This is a genomic window from Dietzia sp. WMMA184, from assembly GCF_002441635.1.
In the GTDB taxonomy this organism is placed as follows: domain Bacteria; phylum Actinomycetota; class Actinomycetes; order Mycobacteriales; family Mycobacteriaceae; genus Dietzia; species Dietzia kunjamensis.
The window spans coordinates 75,651-95,503 of the sequence record NZ_NXEI01000004.1 but is presented as its reverse complement, the minus strand read 5'-3'; the positions used below and the strand labels follow the sequence as shown (position 1 = coordinate 95,503).

At 60.1% G+C, this 19,853-nt stretch carries 13 protein-coding genes; 10 read left to right on the top strand and 3 right to left on the bottom strand.

Annotation, left to right across the window (positions count from 1 at the left end):
- Positions 1-1,321: 1,321 nt before the first annotated feature.
- Positions 1,322-2,491 (top strand): protein kinase family protein, encoded by a 1,170-nt coding sequence (locus tag CK206_RS18755; protein ID WP_096907618.1) that lies wholly within the window; start codon positions 1,322-1,324, stop codon positions 2,489-2,491.
- Positions 2,492-2,935: 444 nt separating this feature from the next.
- Positions 2,936-3,262 (top strand): hypothetical protein, encoded by a 327-nt coding sequence (locus CK206_RS18750; protein WP_143337794.1) that lies wholly within the window; start codon positions 2,936-2,938, stop codon positions 3,260-3,262.
- A gap of 30 nt (positions 3,263-3,292) precedes the next feature.
- Here the strand turns inward: CK206_RS18750 and mqo are convergent, their stop codons facing one another.
- Positions 3,293-4,801, bottom strand: coding sequence for a malate dehydrogenase (quinone) (gene mqo, locus CK206_RS18745; protein ID WP_096907616.1), 1,509 nt, complete (start codon positions 4,799-4,801; stop codon positions 3,293-3,295).
- Between the two features lie 97 nt (positions 4,802-4,898).
- Between mqo and CK206_RS18740 the strand changes: the two genes are divergently transcribed.
- Together CK206_RS18740 and CK206_RS19805 are read left to right on the top strand one after the other, a co-directional pair.
- Complete coding sequence (locus CK206_RS18740) at positions 4,899-5,783, top strand: LysR family transcriptional regulator (protein ID WP_096907615.1); 885 nt, start codon at positions 4,899-4,901, stop codon at positions 5,781-5,783.
- A 284-nt stretch (positions 5,784-6,067) separates the two neighbouring features.
- Entirely contained in the window at positions 6,068-7,288 is a 1,221-nt protein-coding gene (locus tag CK206_RS19805) for a hypothetical protein (protein WP_143337793.1), read from the top strand.
- Positions 7,289-7,453: 165 nt separating this feature from the next.
- Here the strand turns inward: CK206_RS19805 and CK206_RS18730 are convergent, their stop codons facing one another.
- Positions 7,454-8,230, bottom strand: a complete 777-nt coding sequence (locus CK206_RS18730; protein WP_096907613.1) for a recombinase family protein — start codon at positions 8,228-8,230, stop codon at positions 7,454-7,456.
- A gap of 272 nt (positions 8,231-8,502) precedes the next feature.
- Between CK206_RS18730 and CK206_RS18725 the strand changes: the two genes are divergently transcribed.
- From CK206_RS18725 to CK206_RS18700, 6 genes are all read left to right on the top strand, one after another.
- On the top strand, positions 8,503-8,700 hold the full coding sequence (locus CK206_RS18725) for a hypothetical protein (protein ID WP_096907612.1): 198 nt from the start codon (positions 8,503-8,505) through the stop codon (positions 8,698-8,700).
- 121 nt (positions 8,701-8,821) lie between these two features.
- Complete coding sequence (locus CK206_RS18720) at positions 8,822-12,091, top strand: ATP-binding protein (RefSeq protein ID WP_096907611.1); 3,270 nt, start codon at positions 8,822-8,824, stop codon at positions 12,089-12,091.
- Positions 12,088-12,564: a hypothetical protein gene (locus tag CK206_RS18715; protein ID WP_143337792.1), complete on the top strand. Its 477-nt coding sequence runs from the start codon at positions 12,088-12,090 to the stop codon at positions 12,562-12,564. The genes CK206_RS18720 and CK206_RS18715 overlap by 4 nt, the downstream gene beginning before the upstream one ends.
- Positions 12,565-12,577: 13 nt before the next feature.
- Positions 12,578-15,454: a DUF1156 domain-containing protein gene (locus CK206_RS18710; protein ID WP_096907635.1), complete on the top strand. Its 2,877-nt coding sequence runs from the start codon at positions 12,578-12,580 to the stop codon at positions 15,452-15,454.
- Between the two features lie 30 nt (positions 15,455-15,484).
- Positions 15,485-18,703 carry a DEAD/DEAH box helicase gene (locus CK206_RS18705; RefSeq protein WP_159981246.1) on the top strand — a complete coding sequence of 1,073 codons (3,219 nt, stop codon included), beginning with the start codon at positions 15,485-15,487 and terminating at the stop codon, positions 18,701-18,703.
- A 109-nt stretch (positions 18,704-18,812) separates the two neighbouring features.
- Positions 18,813-19,553: an SOS response-associated peptidase gene (locus tag CK206_RS18700; protein WP_096907608.1), complete on the top strand. Its 741-nt coding sequence runs from the start codon at positions 18,813-18,815 to the stop codon at positions 19,551-19,553.
- Here the strand turns inward: CK206_RS18700 and CK206_RS18695 are convergent.
- Positions 19,528-19,818 carry a hypothetical protein gene (locus CK206_RS18695; protein WP_096907607.1) on the bottom strand — a complete coding sequence of 97 codons (291 nt, stop codon included), beginning with the start codon at positions 19,816-19,818 and terminating at the stop codon, positions 19,528-19,530. The genes CK206_RS18700 and CK206_RS18695 overlap by 26 nt on opposite strands.
- Positions 19,819-19,853 lie beyond the last annotated feature (35 nt).

The window sequence follows — 19,853 nt, the reverse complement described above, 5'->3', positions numbered from 1 at the left end:
GGAAGACGCAGTCCGGAGTCACGCTTCGGATCTCGGCGTCAGCCTCAAGCCTACGAACCAGTCCCCGTACAACAGGCGGAGCAAGTAGTGCTCGGGCGCCCGAGCACTTACCCTTGTGCGGTCACCGACTGCTGTTCGACGGACCCGAAGGCAATCGGGCGCGCTTTTCGGTGGGTACGCGCGCGACAGGAGCCCGGTCAGCAGATGCTTCTCTGGGTCCCCCAGAAGAACGCGATAGACGACAATCCGGAACTCGAGGCGATCTCGCGCTTGCCCGGTGTTTCCGTTGGGACGTCGCGTGGGCGCTCAGCGCCCGGATGGCGCGAGGGACCCGTGCTCGGGATGTGGGCGTACACAGAAGATCTGGCGAAGATTCCGTTCGGACGCCCTACGGCCTTGTGCATAGTGCCGTGGGATTCCGACCGCCTTGAGGGATGGGTTCGAGCTGTGGACGCAGAGGTCCTCGGAGACGGTCACGATTGGCAATCACTCTCCTGGGAAAGGGCGGGACTCGACCCCATTGTTGCCCGAGGTCTCGACCATCTGACTTTCACGATTAACCACAGTAACTCGATCAGGGCCGGATACGAGAGGCGTGATGTCGTCAGCGTGCTACTGGCCCTGCACGATGCAGGATTCACGCTTCCTGCCGAGGCGCTTCGCTCCCAGGCACTGCGGTACGGATGGGAAGCTGGAAACGCCAACCACCTCGCCAGCTACTGCGCACAGATTGGACGGGGAAGTCGGCCTCGTTTTCCTGGACGTGCTGTCCTCAGGCCGGACATCGTTGACCTTTGGCGAAACGATGTTCTTAGTGCGGGATCCGTTTAGGAACTGAGTTAGCTCCGGTCCGGCGATCTTCTGTTCGCCGGACCGTGGCTGATGCCATCAATCACATCTTGGTTGTAAGGGTCGTATCGTAGACACGCTGAGTGAGCATGACGGGTTGTCACTCTCCTTTTGCCGCGGCCATCGCGACGAAGGGGGCAGCGCCGACACCAAACGCGAGTGTATCGTATCCAGACGTTATGTAAAGCCAGAACCTGCGTACCAAGCCAGGTGGATCGCTCGTATTGGCTGATTCACAACGCACCAAACCGCGCCGAGCGATGAGCCCACTCGCGAAGATTCAGCGAAGTAGATCCCCACATAGCGAACTCCGGATCATCTCCGTCGTCTGCCGAACAAGCAGGAATACATCTCAGACATAAGGGACCTCACCTAGCAGAACGGCGCACGAAGGTCACTAAAGAGGAGCGTGAGGCCGTGCTTGCGGTGAGACGATGACCGCTCAGCACAATTCAGAACGAATGGGGACCGAATGACCAATCCGGCGCAGTTCATGCTGGCCGATCTCCGGGAGAAGTACGAGGCTGTGCCCTCCTCCAAGTCCTTCGAACGCCTCTACGACGATCCCGAGTGGGGTCACATGTTCGCCGTACTTCACAGGCGGTTGAACGACCATTTCACAGCCATCAACGGTAGAGCAGAGACGACTCACCACTACTGGGCCGACGACAGTAGAGACCTCCTCTCACTCATCCGAGAGATTGAGGCCGACCTTCACACCCTCAAGCGGGCCGGCGTGGAGGTTGAGCTAGCCGACTCCTACGAGGCTGCATTGGAGCGTTGTCTGCCGTGGCTCTCACCGAGCGGGGGCAGTACGGTGCCGGAGGGGTTCGAGTCAATTGAAGTCATTGCCTACGAACCGGTGCTGACCCGCGTGGGCAGAAGGGTAACGTTGAAGAAGCGCCAAGAAACCCTCGACCTAAAGATGGAGGGCAGCGGATCCTTCGCCCACGTGTATTCTTACGTCGATCCTGACTACGGAATCAAGTTCGCTTTGAAGCGAGCAAAGAAGGACCTCGACGAGCGGGATCTCGAACGCTTTAAGCAGGAGTTCGAGGTCTTAAAGACGCTGAGCTTCCCCTACGTGGTGGAGGTCTACCACTATGACGAGACCCGCAATGAGTACCGAATGGAGTACTGCGACACTACCCTGCGGGACTACATCCGCAGAAAGAACGCCAGTATCTCGTTCGCCGCCCGCAAGCGCATCGCCCTCCAATTCCTCTACGGGATCAACTACTTGCACCACCAGAAACTGCTACATCGGGACATTAGCCTTCAGAACATCCTGCTTAAAGTCTTCGCCGCAGGCGCAGTTCTGGTGAAGCTTTCAGACTTCGGACTAGTGAAGGCCGGCTCGAGCGAGTTCACTCGCACTCAAACTGAGATGAAGGGCACAATCCGCGACCCCATGCTCAGCAACTTCAGGGACTACGCGGTAGTGAACGAGATGTATTCGATCGGCCACGTTCTCGCGTACATCTTCCAGGGTCGGGAGTCCCTCCCACCTGGGACCGACGAGGTGGGGCGCATTATCCATAAGTGCGCCGACAACAACCTCGATCAGCGCTACCAGTCAGTAGCTGAACTCATCGCGGATGTGGAGAGATTGGAGGCTCCGCCAGGACAGGCGACTGCATAGGACCCGTGCACACCGATCCTCTTTCTCCATAAACCGAAGGTAGCCCCTGCTGGGCAAGTGCTGCAGTGACCGTCCCAGTTCCTTGGATCTGAGGCTCGGCGACTCACGTAGCAGCACTGCCAACTCCGCCGAACTGGGAAGCTGTCAACATGGGGCGTGTCGAGTGGACCAGACTGAGCGGTGATGGAGTTGAGGCCGTCGTTGCAATGCTGTTGTGCACCGAGTATCCAAATGCGTGGCGAGTCCGGCCAGGCCAAGGGGACGGCGGGGTCGACGTGTTCGTTCCGCTGTCCGACGACCGCAAGCTCCGCGACGTGTACCAAGTAAAGAAGTTCGCAGAGAACTTGACGAGCTCGCAGAAGCGCCAGATCAAGGCGTCATTCAACAAGGTGCTGAAGACTGCCGACGACAAGCAATGGAAGATCTCGTCGTGGTTTCCTTGTGATGCCTCTCGATCCCACGCCGGCGAACGAGGAGTGGTTCGCCAAGATGACGGCTCCTGTCAGTTTTCCGTGCCATTGGGTGGGTCTGAACCGCCTTGATCTGCTGGCGGCCCAGAACCCGATGGTCATCGACTACTACCTCCGTGACGGCAAAGACAGATTGCAGCAACAGACAGACCTGCTCGCCGGCGTAATCGCTCGCCGAGATAGCCGTACTTCAGGGGAGGGCTTGCTGCCGTTGGACGTCCGTTCTGCCGCGCAAGAGCTGATATGGGATTTTGACCGTGCTAATCCCTTGAGTTGGGACGCTTTCGGGGCCGAGATTTGAAACTGAAGCGCATAGGCCAGCCTAAACTCTTTATTTTTGCTTGGGACTCTTTCTTCCCAGATCCAGTGCAGTAGAAGTTGAAGTGCTCGACTCGTCGACGGTGCTGGCGTTCCAATTCATACCGGGGGCATTTCCGGGGATAGCACTGTTCACGACGTCGCTCCAGGAGGTCTGCCACTGGGACGGGAAGCAGGTTTGGAGCAGGTCGAGCATGATTGGGACTGCCGTCGAGGCCCCGGGGGACGCCCCGAGTAGTCCCGCAATTGTTCCGTCGCCGGCGACGATGAGTTCAGTTCCCTGCTGGAGTACACCAATGTGACGTCGGTCGGGGGTTACCAGTTGGGCGCGCTGACCGGCGGGCACCAGGTTCCAATGATTGATGTCTGCGGCCGGGTAGAAGCGTTGTAGCTTGGCGAACTTCTTTCGGGGTCGGGCGGCAAGTTCGACGAGAAGGTAGCGCATCAGTGGAAGGTTCTGGATGAGTGCTGCCGCGATGACGTGCAGGTTGTGCCAGCGCAGCGTGGTGAAGAAGTCTGTGAGTCGACCCTTCTTGAGCAGCTTGGTGCTGAAGGTCGCGAAGGGACCGAACATCAGGTGTTCGGTCCCGTTGATGAATCGCCGGTCGAGATGGGGAACCGACATTGGTGGCGCTCCGAGCTCTGCTTGTCCGTAGACCTTGGCTTCGTGGCGGGCAACGACCTCTGGTTCCGAGCAACGGAAGAATGCAGCACCAACGGGTAACACAGCGTATCCGCGAATCTCGGGTAGGCGAGCGCGCTGTAGCAGGCGTAGTGCCATTCCGCCTGCGCCGACGAACACTCGTCGCCCACGAAGCTCGAACGTGTTGCCACGTGCGTTTCCCCCGACGACCCATGTTCCATCCGGGGACTGGTGTAGCGAGCGAACGTCGTGCTCGAGCAGTACCTGTCCGCCGGCATTGGAGACGATCTGCATCAACCCTTCCGTGAGCGCGCCGAAGTCGACGTCGGTGCCACCGGGATGGCGGGTGGCGGCTATCGGCTGATCATCGGTCCGTCCCTCCATCATCAGTGGTGCCCACTCGCTGATGGTGGCGGGATCTTCGGTATAGGCCATCCCGTCGAACAGGGGATCTGTCGTCAGCGTCTCGAATCGCTGCCGAAGGTAGTCGACGTCGCGGCAGCCGAAGACGACGTCCATGTGTGGGGTGGAGTGTACGAAGGCGTCCGGGGAAAGCAGTCCTTTGCGTACTAGGTGCGCCCACCACTGGCGGCTGAGATGAAACTGCTGCGCAACCGTCGACGCCTTGTGTCCGTCTGAGGGGTCTGGCATGTAATTGAGTTCGCAGTATCCGGAGTGTCCGGTGCCGGCATTGTTCCAGGACCCGCTGCTCTCAGTACCTAACCCAATTGCCCTCTCAAACAGGACAATCCGCCAGTCAGGCTGCAGAACTGCCAGCATTGATCCCAACGTCGCGGACATGATTCCGCCGCCGATCAAGATCATGTCGGCGTCGAGCTCCGTGCCCGAATCCGGTCCAGCTTTCGGTGTCTTCCTCATGAGTCACACGCTCCCGATGTGGTGGGTCCAGTGCTGTCAGGATCGCCTCGACTCGATCGTTCCGTCCAATGAATGATTAGGGAGATACGATCCGATAATGGATCAATGGACAAATCGGCTGGCCCCGCACTTGCGCGCCCTTGTGGCACTTTCCGCTCACGATGGGCATATGACGCAGGCCGCCGAGGCGCTCGGCATGCCGCAATCGTCGATGAGTCGTCGCGTTCACGCGTTGGAAAAGGAACTGGGCATTCCGCTTCTCATCCACGATGGACGAATCGTCCGCCTTACTGCTGCAGCCCAGCGACTTGCCCAGCAGATGCGCGAGCCACTGCGCGAGCTTGATTCGGTAATTGGTGAAGTAACCGGAGAGGCCGACCCCGATCAGGGAACAGTGCGATTCGGCTTCCCCCTAACGATGGGCTCAGGGCGCATCCCCGATCTGCTCGCCGAGTTCCGACACCAGCACCCCGGCATCAAGGTGCTCCTCAAGCAGGCACACGGCTCCGCCCTGACTGCGGAGCTTCTCGCCGGCGAGCTAGACCTGGCTGTCGTCATACCCGCTCCCGAACGGCTCAGGCACGTACGAATCGGCACGCAGCGAATCCAGGTCGCTGTCCCCAGCGATCATCCGCTCGCTGCGCTAGAGCAAGTCGAACTCGCAGACCTCAAGCACGAGACCTTCATCGCCAACCCGCCCAGCTACAATCTCCGCCAACTAACCGAGACCTGGTGCTGGGAAGCGGGGTTCACACCGGACATCGCGGTCGAGGTAACCGAGTTCGCGACTATCCGCGAACTGGTCAGCCGCGGACTCGGGGTCGCTCTGCTACCCAACGACAAACGGATACCTCCAAGCATGACCGAACTGCCGCTGGTCGGCTCCCAATACCGTCGAGACATCACGCTCGTCTGGAGCGCTACAACCGAAGCGCCCGCCACCCGCCGCCTGAGCAGCTTCCTCCTCCACCAGCCCGGCTGACACCACAACCCTCCGCCTGCCGCCTTCAGGCAACCCAACTGCAGATGAGTTCAGATCGTGGCCTCAACCTCACGGCCGTCAACAACTGACCTTGAGACCCATACCGCACCCACTGGCTAAGTCAGACCGCGCTACGGCGACGGATCGCCTCGACCATTCCGCGGAAGGCTCAGCTGGGTCTCAGCAGTCCCAACCACTTCCTTCAAAACGGCCTGAAAATCCCAGAATCCCAAGATTTCGTCCCAGAATCCCAACTTTCGCCTTGCGCGGCACGTTCGGACCTCATGGAGATCTACAAAGCAATCAATGCCTACGATCCGCACTACCGATATGAGTTGTCGATGACCGCGGCCCCACCCGACGGATCCGAAGTGAATCGACCGGGGATCGTTGCACTAGCGGCGTACGGGTCACCGGACGGCTGGCTATTGATAAGCATCTTCGCTCGGAGTTTGGCAGCCCTAGAAGAGCGTCCAATAACGGGCGAATTCAGGGTAAAAGTCGACGAAGGAAGCGATCTCGATACAGAGTACCGCCGCTACCACGAGTTCGGCACGCCGGTTTCATTGCCGAAAGGCTCAGTGAACTTCCGCCTCTCACTCCCAGGTGGACTGGGAACCCTCGACAGCGACGACGACAACGTCGAGCTGTCCATAACACCCTCGGAAGTTCCACATGACGACGACGCGGAAACCGAATTGGTCATCGCCGTACTGTCACCTGACCAGACCACGCTCGCGGAACTGGAAGTGCGACTGGTCGAGCGCACGCGGGGGGCCGCAGGGGGCACGCGGACAGTTTGGGAAGACCCGTCTGAATCCGTACGTCTGGAAATTCTCGCAAAGGACCACCCCGACCTGACGGTCAACATGCGTATTAGCTCAGATCCTGCCGGGCGTCGGCCTGCCGACATCGTTGACAGTCTCGAGTTCATCGCGAACCTGCACGACCCAAATACGCTGGGGGTGTCAACTGCATACGGTCCGCGTGAGTTCTCAGCCGTATCAACCTCCGCATACGGAAGAGAACGTGACATTAATTCAGTCCGCCTAGCGAGGATTGCGCGGGCATTGATGACCATCCAGGAACACACCAAAGCACGCATCCTCTTCCCGTCCAGCTATACCTGGGACCAAGCGCGTGAGATGCTAGAAGTAGCGAAGCTTCTTTCGGGCGAGGCGATTCCCTTCACCTGGCCGGAAATTAGGGTGGACCTGGAACCAGACCAAGAGTTTCCTTTCCAGGTCGGTGACGAAGCCATGTTCCGCGTGGTGAACGCTCTTGAGATATCGCTGGATTCGGGGCGCCTAGAGGTGGGCCAACGCATGGCAATCCTGCAGGGCCGAATCGCGGAACTAACAGCAACGCAGCTCGTCGCTCTTCCCACTGACAAGGACCGTGCACAGATGTTGCGGTTCGATGGTGACGAGAAGCCTCGGAGAGTTCGTGCGCTCGAGGTCCCGGGACCGAGGCCTGACGTCGGGACGGTTGACCCTCTGCCCTAGCCGCCGTAGCTTGTACCGTTTGACGATCGCCAACCGCGACACTGTGTGGTCGCGCCGATCTTGGGCGTTCGCGCCGCTCGAAACGATGTCTGGCTTATCCGTACTGTCTCGTACACGTGTAAAGCAGGTTTCGTCGCGCAGTAGACGGGCTGCCACTACAGCCGTCTACGACTTTGGGCGCTGAAGTGCGCGATAGAGCGTAGAACGGCCCACTCCGAGGTCTCGGGCGATGGCCGATGGCCCCTCCCCCGCCTCGATGCGGGCGCGGGCCTTGTCGATCTGCTCGTCGGTCAGGACGCGCTTGCGACCTTTGTACTTGCCTTTCGCCTTGGCGATAGCGATGCCCTCGGCCTGGCGCTCACGGATGATGGCCCGCTCGAACTCGGCAAACGCCCCGAGCAGCGAGAGCATCAGATCCGCGCGAGGATCCCGGGCGCCAGCGGCGTAGGTTGCCCGCTCGTGGACGAACTCCACACTCGCACCCTTCGCGGTGATCTCACCAACGATCTGCTTGAGATCAACCAGAGAACGACCGAGACGGTCCATCGACGCAACAACCAGCTCATCACCGTCACGCAGATACCTGATGCACTCCTCCAGCTTCACGCGATCAGCACGCGAGCGAGCCGACTGCTTCTCAACATAGACCCGGTCGCACTCCCCCACCGCCTCGAGCTGACGCGCCTCATTCTGATCCGCCGCCGACACCCGCACGTACGCCACCCGCTGTCCACGCGGACGCGACGCCCGGCGAGTCGGCTTCTGATTCGGCTTTGGCTTCCGCTCGATGACGTTCTCCGAGTCTGTCGATTCCACCCGAATCGACCAGTCCAGCTCGTCCCGGCGACGGAACTGAGTCCGCACGCTCCCACGGCTGACGATCAGCACCTCCTCGCCACCATCACCCGCCCGATTCAAGAGCGTCCCGATCCGATCAGCCATCAAAAGACCCTTTCGCCCGGAATCCGTATCAATAGATACTAGACCCGGCGGGAAGACGTTTCATAAGTACCGATCTAGACCCTGTGACACAGCAGCGATGGCCGGCGGCAGCCCGTCCCGCACGGGTGTACTTCAACGGGACCAACAAACGAGTAACCTCCAAACCCGGACTGCGTCAGAGTGAAACGAAAGTGAGCCCCCAGGAGCCCCGAAAGTGCGCCGAGGCCGCCCATATGACACCTGAATGAGGCCAACAGCGGTAGGCTCCGACCATGGACCAGCTCGACGAGGCTCTTGCCGCGCACGCACGTGCGCAGGAGTTCGTACAGATCACGCGTGAGGCGTTGCACCTGGCAATTAGGGATGCCCTGCACAACGGAGTAAAGCAGATCGACCTCGTCCGTAAGACCGGTTACACGCGCGAACACATACGGCGCATCTCACGCGAGGTGCAACCTTTCGGCGAATGAGCGCACGACCTCCAAATCGTGATACCAACCAGGCGGTCAGCACGACCGGAATAACCGCTTCCGCGAACGTGCATCCGCGGACCTCAACGCCCACGGCGCCTAGAACAAGGGGTAGTAGGAAATGGCAAATAGTACCGGTGGTGCCGGCTTGGTCGCGCTACGCGCAGCGTGCGAGCCTCGCGAAGACGTCCTCACCGGCGGTCTCGCTGATAACCACTTCGCAGCTCAGTTGGACAAAGTTGTTCGCGACGCCGACCACTACCCCGTGTACGGCGACCCAGATTCGTTTTTCGCACAGACCTACGCCACCAGTGGCCTGCGTGCTCTCCTCACGAAGACCTTCGGCCGCGTGACCGGTGCGAAGGGGGTGGCAGCAGAGAACGGCGTCCTTCGTCCCACCACCTCATTTGGTGGTGGAAAGACCCACGGTCTCACTGCTGTTTACCACCTCGCCAAGGGCGCCCGACCGGCAAACCTCTCCGATTTTGTAGACCTCGCCTTGCTTCCCGCCGGACCCGTGCAAATTGCTGCACTCGTCGGTGACGCACTCGACCCAGTCGCCGGCGTTGAGACCAACGGACGCCGCACCTATACCCTCTGGGGTGAGATGGCCGCCCAGATCAGCGCCGACGCTTTCAGCGCTATGGATGCCAGCGACCAGGAACGCACCGCCCCTGGAACCTCGACGATCAAGAAGGCGTTCGCGGGGCAGCCGACCATCGTCATCATCGACGAGATCGCCAAGTACATCAGGCAGGTCACCTCCTCAGGCAGCGAAGACGTCCGCCGCATGGCAAAGGCAATCCCTGTGTTCCTCGGGAATCTCTTCGAGGTCGCCTCCGACCCGACGAACAACGTCTCCGTCATCATCACCTTGGCCGCGGCTACCAACGCCTTCGGCGAAGAGACCACCGAAATGACCGACCTCCTCGATGACGCTGCTTCCGCCGCGAGCGGCGCGGTGGCCGAGACCGCCGACGTTCTGACCCGCGCGGTCCAGCCGGCAGCCGTTATCAAGCCGGCAGACGATACCGAGATCGGCGAAATCCTCAAGACTCGACTATTTAAGTCTGTCGACCAAGACGCTGCGCGCGCGGCCGGTGATGCCTACCGAGACTTCTACGAGGTGCTCAACAAGAGTGAGACCTTAGCCGGCGGACCGGAACAGCCCGTCACCTACGGCGACCAGGTAGCCAAGTCGTACCCGTTCCACCCCGAACTTGTGCGTGTCCTCGACAAGCGTCTCGGCGACATTCCCCAGTTCCAGCGGGCACGTGGCGCCCTCAAGCTCCTCGCGGAGGTGGTGGCAGGGATATACCGCGACGGCGACGACACCGCGATCATCAACGTCGGCGACATCGATTACACCGATGCGCCGGTCCTCAACCACCTCACCGACGGACTCGGTCGAGGGGAATTCTCCTCCGTGGCAATCGGCGACTTCGCTGGCCCCACGTCCCATGCCGCATCGGTCGACGCCGACGTCTTCCCCGGCAAACCCCATTACGCGACTCGAGTCGCTCGGACCGTATTCACCCACTCGCTAGAGATGAAGTCTAACGCTGGCGCCGGCCGCAACGACTGGTTGCTCGGCACCATGCGCCCCGGCGAGAACGCCACAATATTTGAGAAGGCACTGACCGAGTCGGAGAAGGTGTTCTGGCATCTGTCCTTCGACGGCGCGCGGTGGCGATTCAATGTCGAACCGAACGTCAACGCCATCATCGAATCCGAGAAACGCAACGTCGCGAACACTCGTGTCGCAGCCATCGTTGACGACCTCATCCGCCGAGCGTTCTCGAACGATGGTGGTGTCACCGCCGTGCTCTTCCCCTCCAGCGCCGTCGAAATTCCCGACCAGGCCAGCCTGCGCGTTGCGGTGCTCGACTACCGCGTCCTGTCCGTGAACCTCACCGATGCCGAAAATCCCCCTAAACTGCTGGTCGAGATGCTCGACAAGGCTGGAACCGTCGGCTCGCCCCGCAAATACCGCAATGGTGTCGTGCTCGCGGTCGCCGCGGACGACCAGATCGACGTTCTCAAGGACCGGGCCCGAGCACTGATCGCCGCGGACATCCTCGCCACCGACACCACCCGACTGAGTCAGTTCAGTGCGGAAGTGCGTAAGAAGATCGAGGCCTACCAGAAACGTGCATCGCTCGAAGCCCGGATCGCGGTGAACCGCTGCTACAAGCACATCTACTTCCCCACCAATGACAAGTCAAACGGGCACCTGCGACACAGAGAGCTGCCCCCGCAGGTCCAAGGTGACCCGAAGAACGCGACATCCGCAGTGATCGCACTCCTTGAGGACGAGGGCAAGATCCGGCGTGACTCGTTCACTGCGTCTTTCTTACGGTCGAAGACTTGGCCGAAGGTCGACTCCGTCACGACTGCAGCAATCTTGGACTACTTCTGGATGGATCACGGATCTCCGATCGTCCGCAACCCTGCGCTCCTGCGTGAGGCCATCACCAATGGCATCAAAAACGAGAACTGGGTCTACTACGACGGAGCTACAGGCAAGGCCTACACCGCGCACGCGATGGCCGGCATGAATGTCGGATTTAGCAGCGATGCCGCGATTATGACCGCCGCCGAGGCTCAGAATCGGGGTTTGCTCGTCCGCAAACCGACCCAGACCGACCTGCGCGCGGTCCTGACCGGCACCGCCACCACCGGCGCCGAACTCCGGGCACTACTCGATACCGAGTGTGGCGGAGAACCGTCTAAGACCGACGTCCTCGAACTACTCGCCACCGCGGTGCAAACCACCGACTACAAGTCCTTCGTCGTCCTCGACACCGACCCAGCGCCCGGAGTGCGCGCCCTGACGCCGAGCTCAATCAAAGATAAGGGACTCGACACCCTCCGCATCGTCCCGCGAACGGACGCCGACACCGCTGGAGTTGAGGTACCGACCCGGACCGTCAACAATAAGACATTCACAGCGACAGGCCCGGGCGGTGCCGCATTCCAGAAAATCGTTGACCAGATCTCCGATTTTGCAGTCCGTACCGTCTCCCGTATTACCCTCAAGGTCACCGCCGATGAGGCCAAGGGCGCAGGAGACATCGACCTTGCGGTCGCAGCGCTCGGTATGCTGCCCAAGCACTCCATCTCCGTGACGAGCACGATCGTCGCCGAGTACAAGAACTTCGCCGGTGGACTCCGGTTCGCCGGCACCGCCGAGCGGGCCGACTTCCAGAGGTCTTACGGCCACGTCAAGAAGGCACTCTCCGGCGCTGACAAGATCGCGGGCGACATGACCCTCGACATCGCATTAGAACCGGCCGTCGACGTCGACGCTGCGGACATCAGTCAGATCCACACCGTGGTCAAGACCCTCCAGATTCAGCAGACCACCATGACAGCCGAGGTGACTCGATGAGCGCCCGACCCAGCACCACTACCCGTATTCGGCCGCTTACCGCTGTCAGCGCTGTGCGCGCATTCCGAATCACTGTCGTCCCTGGCAAGAATGACTCCTACGGGCTCGTTCTCGAGGAAACCTACGGCGAATCCGGAAACGCCCTCGCCTCTCGCGTCGTCGCCACCACACCCGAGCAGACCGGCCGGATTATCGATGCTGTCTTCGCGGCCGCCCGTGGCTCCGGGCACTCGCCCAGCGTCTTAGCGTTCACCCGCCAGGTCCCAATCAGGATCAACGAAGTCGACGGCGTCCGACTCGCACTAATCCTTCTCACCACTCAGCCGATTGCAAAGCACGAACGAGTGTGCGCGATCATGGCAGGCATCAACGCCATGAGCGTCGAGGAGACCTACTATTGGTACTCCAAGTGCATCGGCACAGAAGCCTCCCGCGCACGCAAGGCGCTACGAACACTCCTATCCGACAACTGATTCGATTGACAATATGACTAACTCCCGCCCTCGCGTCCTTATCGAAGACTGGCTTCCCGTCGCTGAACTCGGAATCGAGTCGAAGCGGGAACGAAAGGTATTTACCGATCTGCCACCATTGAATTATCTGCATGTATGGTGGGCGCGACGGCCCATTGTTGCTTCACAAGCTGTGGTGCTAGGCGGACTACTCCCTACTTGGACGGTGGAACTAGCCAACCAGTTCCCCGGTGATGAGCCCTTATCCACACGAGACTCCTACAGGGACTGGTTCTTAAAACTCGTCGGAATTCTTGGGGACCCTGTTGCGGCTGCTCGCCAAGAGGCGGCAGGAATTGCCAAGGGCATCAAAGCTTTTGGCTACTCTCAAGCCTGGAAAAACAGTCCGACCGTGTCCGACCTTAGCCTGCTCCATCGGTTGCTGATTCACACGTGGGGTGCGATTCCCACAGTGGCAGACCCGACTGCCGGCGGAGGGAGTATCCCTTTCTCAGCAGCACGGTACGGACTTCCAACAGTCGCTAATGATCTCAATAGCATTGCTGTCTCCGTGATAAACGGTGGAGTAAAATATCCCAATGACTACGGAGATTCCGTCTCCGAGGCCGCTGATGCGTTTGCCAACCGATTGGCAGAGCGACTTGAAAATCGCCTTCGGCCATTCTTCCCAGTTGAACAGGGTGCCGAGATCGCCGAGTACTTATACGCCTACGAAATCGACTGCCCACGTACAGGTAGACCGATTCCTCTGCTGCCAAATTTATGGCTCGACAAAGCAAACCCGAAAGCAGCCATCTCCATTGAGGTTTCTGAAGAATCGTACGAACTGCGGGTAATCGAAGGTCCAGAATTCAATTTCGACCCGTCCAAGGGGACTATGAAGGGCGGAAGCGCAGTCTCGCCATATGACGATATTACCATTGACGGAACATACATTAAATCCGAGGCCCAAGCCGGGAGGATGCGGCCCATTATGTATGCCGTCGGTTGGCGCGCCGCAGGTCGCCCCGGAAAACGGCCAGGACCACTTACTTTTCGGACCCCTTCCGATTTGGAACAGCGTGCGTTGGATTGTGCGAGTCAAGAAGTACTCGCACGAATAGATGAGTGGATTCGCTTTGACTTAGTGCCTAGTGAAGACATTCCCGATGTGTCGAACTATAATCGAGGACATCGCCTGTACGGAATCAATAATTGGCGATCAATGTTTACGGACCGCCAATTGCTCACGCACGTTACTTTCGTTGAGCTTTATCTGGAAATAATTGAAGAGGTGCGCGCCGAGTGTGGAGAATATACGGAGGCTGTGCTAAATCTCATCACGCTTATGCATGGGAAAATGCTGGATTACAACAGTCGAATGTCGGCATGGAACATTAGCCAGAGATCAGTGCAGCACGCGTTCGAGAGCCATAACTTTTCATTCAAGACCACTTTCGCGGAAAAGATGACGCCGGGCCCTTTGCTGCGTTGGGCCTCGGCGCAAGTTACCAAGGCTTCAAGGGTGTCATCTGGATTGCTTCAACAATCTCGAGGTGAACGCAAGTCTGAAATTCTAGTCTTTCAGGGGAATGCGGCAAGTATTCCAAAAGTGGAAACTGGATCCATTTCGCACATATGCATTGATCCACCGTATTATGACAACGTCATGTATGGGGAACTTTCTGACTATTTTTATGTCTGGCATAAAAGGACCTGGGGAAAAATTGTCCCAGCAATATTTACCCAAGAGTTAGCTGATGTAGATAACGAAGCTGTTGCCAACTATGCACGATTTGCCTCAATGGGTAGGCGGAAATCCGAGTTAGCCGATGCTGATTATGAGGCTAAAATGACAGCTATATTCGCAGAATGCAACCGCATGTTGCGCGACGACGGCGTCTTATCTGTAATGTTCACCCACAAACGGGCAGAGGCATGGGATACGCTTGGCATGGGACTGCTGCAGGCCGGACTTATAATCGAAACCTCTTGGCCGGTAAACACCGAGTTTGAATTTTCGTTTCATCAAGCAAACATGAATTCAGCAGCGTCCACGATCATGCTGGTCTGTCGTAAGCGCGGTACTTCTCCGAGTTCAGCGCGAGTATACTTGGAAGATATTGAGAGCGAGATTCGAAGTGCCGCAAGGACTGCTGCGCAACGCTTCCAACACGACGGTATCGACGGTGTGGACTTGCTGCTGTCTACCTACGGTCCCACCCTTTCGGTAATCTCGCAGAACTGGCCGGTATACTCTTCTGTCCCAGACGCAGAAGGAAAGGACCAGCTTCTGCGCCCCGAGGACGCTCTCGACCTAGCCCGGGAAGAGGTCGTCCAGCTACGCCGCTCCCGGTTGGTCGGCAAGGCTGCACATGTCGACGATCTGACGGACTTCGTCCTTCTTGCTTGGGACATCTTTGGATCTAGAGAGTTCCCTTACGACACAGCTCGTCTTCTTGCACTTGCTGTTGGCGGAGCCGAAGTAGATTATCTCGAGCGTGCCAAGATTGTGAAGAAGAAGGCTGGCAACGTCACTCTGCTCGAACCGAACGAGCGACTACGACACGACGGAGACAGCAAGTTGCCCGGTGTCCGTCCGGAAGCAACGAGCTTCGAGTTCATGATCGACGCCATCGATACCGCACTGTATATCGCCGACGTCGACGGGATGCCAGCTGCCAAGCGGTTCCTCGACCGGCACGGGTTCACCACCGATTCTGGATTCATCTCGACCGCGCAGGGGCTCGTCAACGCGATCCCGCGGACGAAGGTGAAGGGCGCGTGGGCCATTCCCGAGGCCGGATTGCTGGACACTTTGTGCACGCTGTATTTCCCGACCGTCGCGTTGCCAGAATCGGAAGATCTGGCCGCGGCGGCGGTGCAAGCATCGCTATTTGAGAACGACTGACCGATGCAGCCGGACCCCCAGGAGTCACTGATGAAGGGCCTGCCCGATGCCGACGACTCGTTCGTTGGCATCGGGTTGAAGGGACGGTATAGCCCAAACGATCACCCGCTGGAGTCGTTCTACATACCAATGCTGTCCCGTGCGATCGCTTACGACCGCGCGGTCGGGTACTGGTCGGCTTCCGAGTTGCAGTTCGCAGCCCAGGGAACCGCGCAGTTCCTAGCCAACGGCGGCCGTATGCGGCTCATCGTCGGCGCTCAGCTGAACGAATCCGACGTCACGGCAGTGCTGTCCGGGCAGCCGATGAGCGATGTCGTGGCGGCGCGACTGTTGGCGGATCCGGCTCTCGAAGGAACGAAGATCGTCGCGAATGAGCACCTTAGCGTGCTCGCCTGGATGGTCGCGCACGACCGGCTCGAAATTCGAGTCGGGGTTCCACAGCTCGGCGGACAACTCCTCTCCTACCAAGAGTCGGGCCGGTACTTCCACACCAAGTACGGAGTGTTCACGGACCGGCACGAGAACAAGGTTGCCTTCAACGGATCGAACAACGCCTCCGTGCGTGCGTGGGCCGTTAACCACGAAACCTTCGACGTATTTCCGTCGTGGATGCCTGCGGTGTGGGAATGGAATGGGCGTCAAGCTGTTCTGGACTTCGAGCGTCACTGGCATAACCAGCCCGACGAGGGGTGGGCTGTCGTGCCGCTGCCTCAAGCGGTGCGCGAGCACCTCATCGACCACGCCCCTGCTGCGCCACCGCTACCGAAGGCAACGTCGGATTCGCACGACGAGGGTGGCGGCAAGCGAGTCGCGCCGGAAGTCGACCCGAATGACACGAAGCAAGCGTGGGTCGAACTCATCGACCTCGGCGGTCGGCCCACCGCCTCGCCGTACACCGCGGTGGGAACCGCGCAGGTAGAACCGCTGCCACACCAGGCGCGCCTGATCGACCGGGTCGTGGCCACATACCCACGCGGCTACCTATTCGCCGACGAGGTGGGACTCGGGAAGACCGTCGAAGCGGGCCTCGTGCTGAGAGAACTGTTCCTGGCTGGCAAGGCAAACAAGGCCCTACTGCTAGTGCCAGCGTCTGTGATGCGGCAGTGGCAGGAAGAGCTCCACGAGAAGATGAACCTCGACGTGCCCCGACTCGAGAAGGGCGAGTTCCTCGATCGAAACGACGAAACCGTCCCGGTGCCTACCGGCGTGAACCCCTGGTCGGCGTTCCCGATCGTACTCGCCTCGAGCCACCTCGCGCGCCGCAAAGACCGCCGCAAAGACATCCTCGCCGCGGGCCCGTGGGACGTCGTCCTCGTTGACGAGGCTCACCACGCACGGCGGCGAGGCTCAAAGGCCAGCGACACTCCGAACTCGCTGCTCGGCCTACTGCTGGAAATGCAGGACATCGGTATGTGGAAAGCGCTGTACCTTGCGACCGCGACCCCGATGCAGATGAACCCACACGAAGCCTGGGACCTCATCTCCCTGCTCGGGTTGAACGGGAGGTGGGCAGTGTCCGCGTCCAACTTCCTCGGATACTTCGAGCGGTTCCGCCACAATCCCCGCTCACGAGGCTGGAAACTCCAGTGCGAGATGCTGGCCGACTACTTCGAGGATCCAAACGCCGAGCGAGACCTGCACCTCGCCGATCAGGTCAACGCTGCGCTCGGGTTCGTCGGAGCCTGGGCGGTAACCGAGCTGCACTCAAATCCACCGTCCGCGGAGGCTCGTTCGCAGATGCCGAACGACACCTCCGAATGGATGGACAAATGGCTGCGCCGCCACAATCCGATGCGGGACCGGGTGTTCAGAAACACCCGGTCCACACTGCGCGAATACCAGTCCGCTGGGATCATCGCCGACGACGTTGTCATACCGACCCGACACGTCAATGACACTTTCATCCAGCTCGCACCGGACGAACGGAAACTCTACGACCGGATCGAGGAATACATTCGACGCCACTACGACTCGTATAAGACGGACCAGTCCGGCCAGGCGCTCGGCTTCATCATGACCATCTACCGGCGTCGACTCACATCGTCGTTCGAGGCGATCAAGAAGTCCCTCACACGGCGGCTCGACGTCCTCGAACAAGGTAAGAGTCTGGCCGACCTCCTCTCGGACGACGACAACATCGATGTCGAAGACTCCCTCTTCGAACCCGAAACCCTTGAAGGGTCGGCCAGCCGCCTCCAGGACGAGATCTACGAACTCCGGCTATTCCTCAACGACCTGAACAAGATCACCGGCGAGGACACCAAGGCCACCCAACTGGTTACCGACGTGAACCAAGCACTCCTCAACTATGACAGTCTGGTCGTGTTCACCCAGTACACCGACACGATGGACTACGTCCGCGAGCGCCTGATCGCGGCCGGAATCACCAAGATCGGCTGCTACTCCGGCCGCGGTGGACAGATCTACAATGACACCGACAAGACTTGGTCCGAAGTCAGCAAGGCCGTGATCAAGGACCAGTTCCGCGGCGGCGCGTTGACCGTACTCATCGGCACCGACTCGATGAGCGAGGGCCTCAACCTGCAAACAGCCGGCCGGCTCATCAACTACGACATGCCCTGGAACCTCATGCGTGTCGAACAGCGCATCGGCCGCGTCGACCGAATCGGCGCGTCCTTCAAGGACATCACGGTCACGAACTACTTCTACGCAGACACCGTCGAGCAACGCGTCTACGAGGGAATCGCCGAGGATTACGGAGACTTCACCGACATCGTGGGTGACGCAGCCCCCGTACTCGCCAACATTGAAAAGGCGATCGAGCAACTCGCTCTCGGAGATGCCAGCGACGAGTCGATCGAAAAGCAGCTCATTTCGCTCAAGGGTGAGGTCGAAAACGTCAACAACAACGCCATCAAGGCCGCAGACCTCGGCAACTCGCCAGAAACCATCGGGCACATCGAACAGCCCCCCGAACTGCGCGGCGAGACCGATCTCGAGGACCTGGAGACAGTGCTCACCACCAATCCGCTGACCGCCCCGCTCCTGACTCCGGTCGACGGGGCGGATGGGGTGTATCGACTCACGCCGCCTGTACAGGTCGCGTCGAACTCATTCGCCACGAGCTCGGGAACGACCACCACTGCCGATTACCTACGAGGAACCCAGACGGGCGCCGAGATCCTCGTCACTTTTGATCGCCACGTCAGCGACAAAAGCCGCGAAGGCATCACGCTGCTCACGTACGGAACCCCTGAACTCGAAGCTCTTCTGCCGAAGGGTGCGTAATGAGCGCACGCTGCGCGTGCCATGGCGCAGCCGCTACGCCGATAATGTGTGTTCTGACGTAGTTGCTGGTCAGGGCGTCCTCTCTTGCGATCGCTGTTAGTGTCACAGCATGTGTGGTCGGTACTCGGTCGCAGTGTCTGGTGCAGCCCTGGTCGACGTTCTTGACCTGGACGGGGCGGAGCCGGGATTCGAGTGGGAGCCGACCTACTCGGTTGCTCCTCGCACACGGGCGCCGGTAGTCCGGGATCGCCTGATCGGCGAACAGCGGGTGAGTGAGGCGTTCATGCCCACGTGGGGGTTGCGTCCGTCGTGGGCCAAAGAGAAGGGTCCGCGGCCGATTAACGCCCGGCTCGAGACTGCTGCGACTAATGGCATGTTTCGTTCGGCGTTCGCCTCTGCGCGGGCCTTAGTTCCGATGACCGGGTACTACGAGTGGCAGGAAGCTCTCGAGGCCGGGAAGAAGGTCAAGAACCCCAGCTATGTGCACGCCCCGGGTGACGAGCTACTGCTCGCTGCGGGACTGTTGGCCTTCCACCGCCAGGACGGTGATGAGCAGTGGCGGACGACGTTCACGATCATCACGCGGACGGGTGAGGATGCGGCCGGCGAGGTGCACGACCGCATGCCGGTCTTTGTGACCCCTGCTTCGTGGGACACCTGGTTGGCCCCGGAGAAGCTCGAGAAGGACCAGGTCGGAGACGTGCTGGATCTGCTGGACGTCGAGTCGCGGGCGGTGGCGTCGACTCTTCGAACCCGTCCGGTGTCGCGGGCGGTCAACAACGTCCGTACCTTGGACCGCCGCGATGCCGGCCTGATCAAGACGGTTACCCGCGGTGGTGGTGATCGCTGACGGTTCGCCCCTGGCGGTAGCGAGGTTTGCCGTCGGCGCCGTGGCGATAGCGGCGGGGGTTGCGGGCGAGTCTGCGCAGGTCGCGCAGTAGCTCGAGTGTGCGCTCCTCCCCCAGCTCGGCGATGGCGTCTCGGTAGGCGCCCTGCTTGGTGGGGTCGACATCTGGGAGGCCGGCCACGACGAGGTGCCACCGTAGGAGTTCGAGGAACTGATCATCGCCTGCTTGCTCGGCTGCTCGGCGCAGTGGGCCCAGCAGCTCATCCATGGGGCGCACCCTAGGTGTCGCCTCCGACAAGGGTC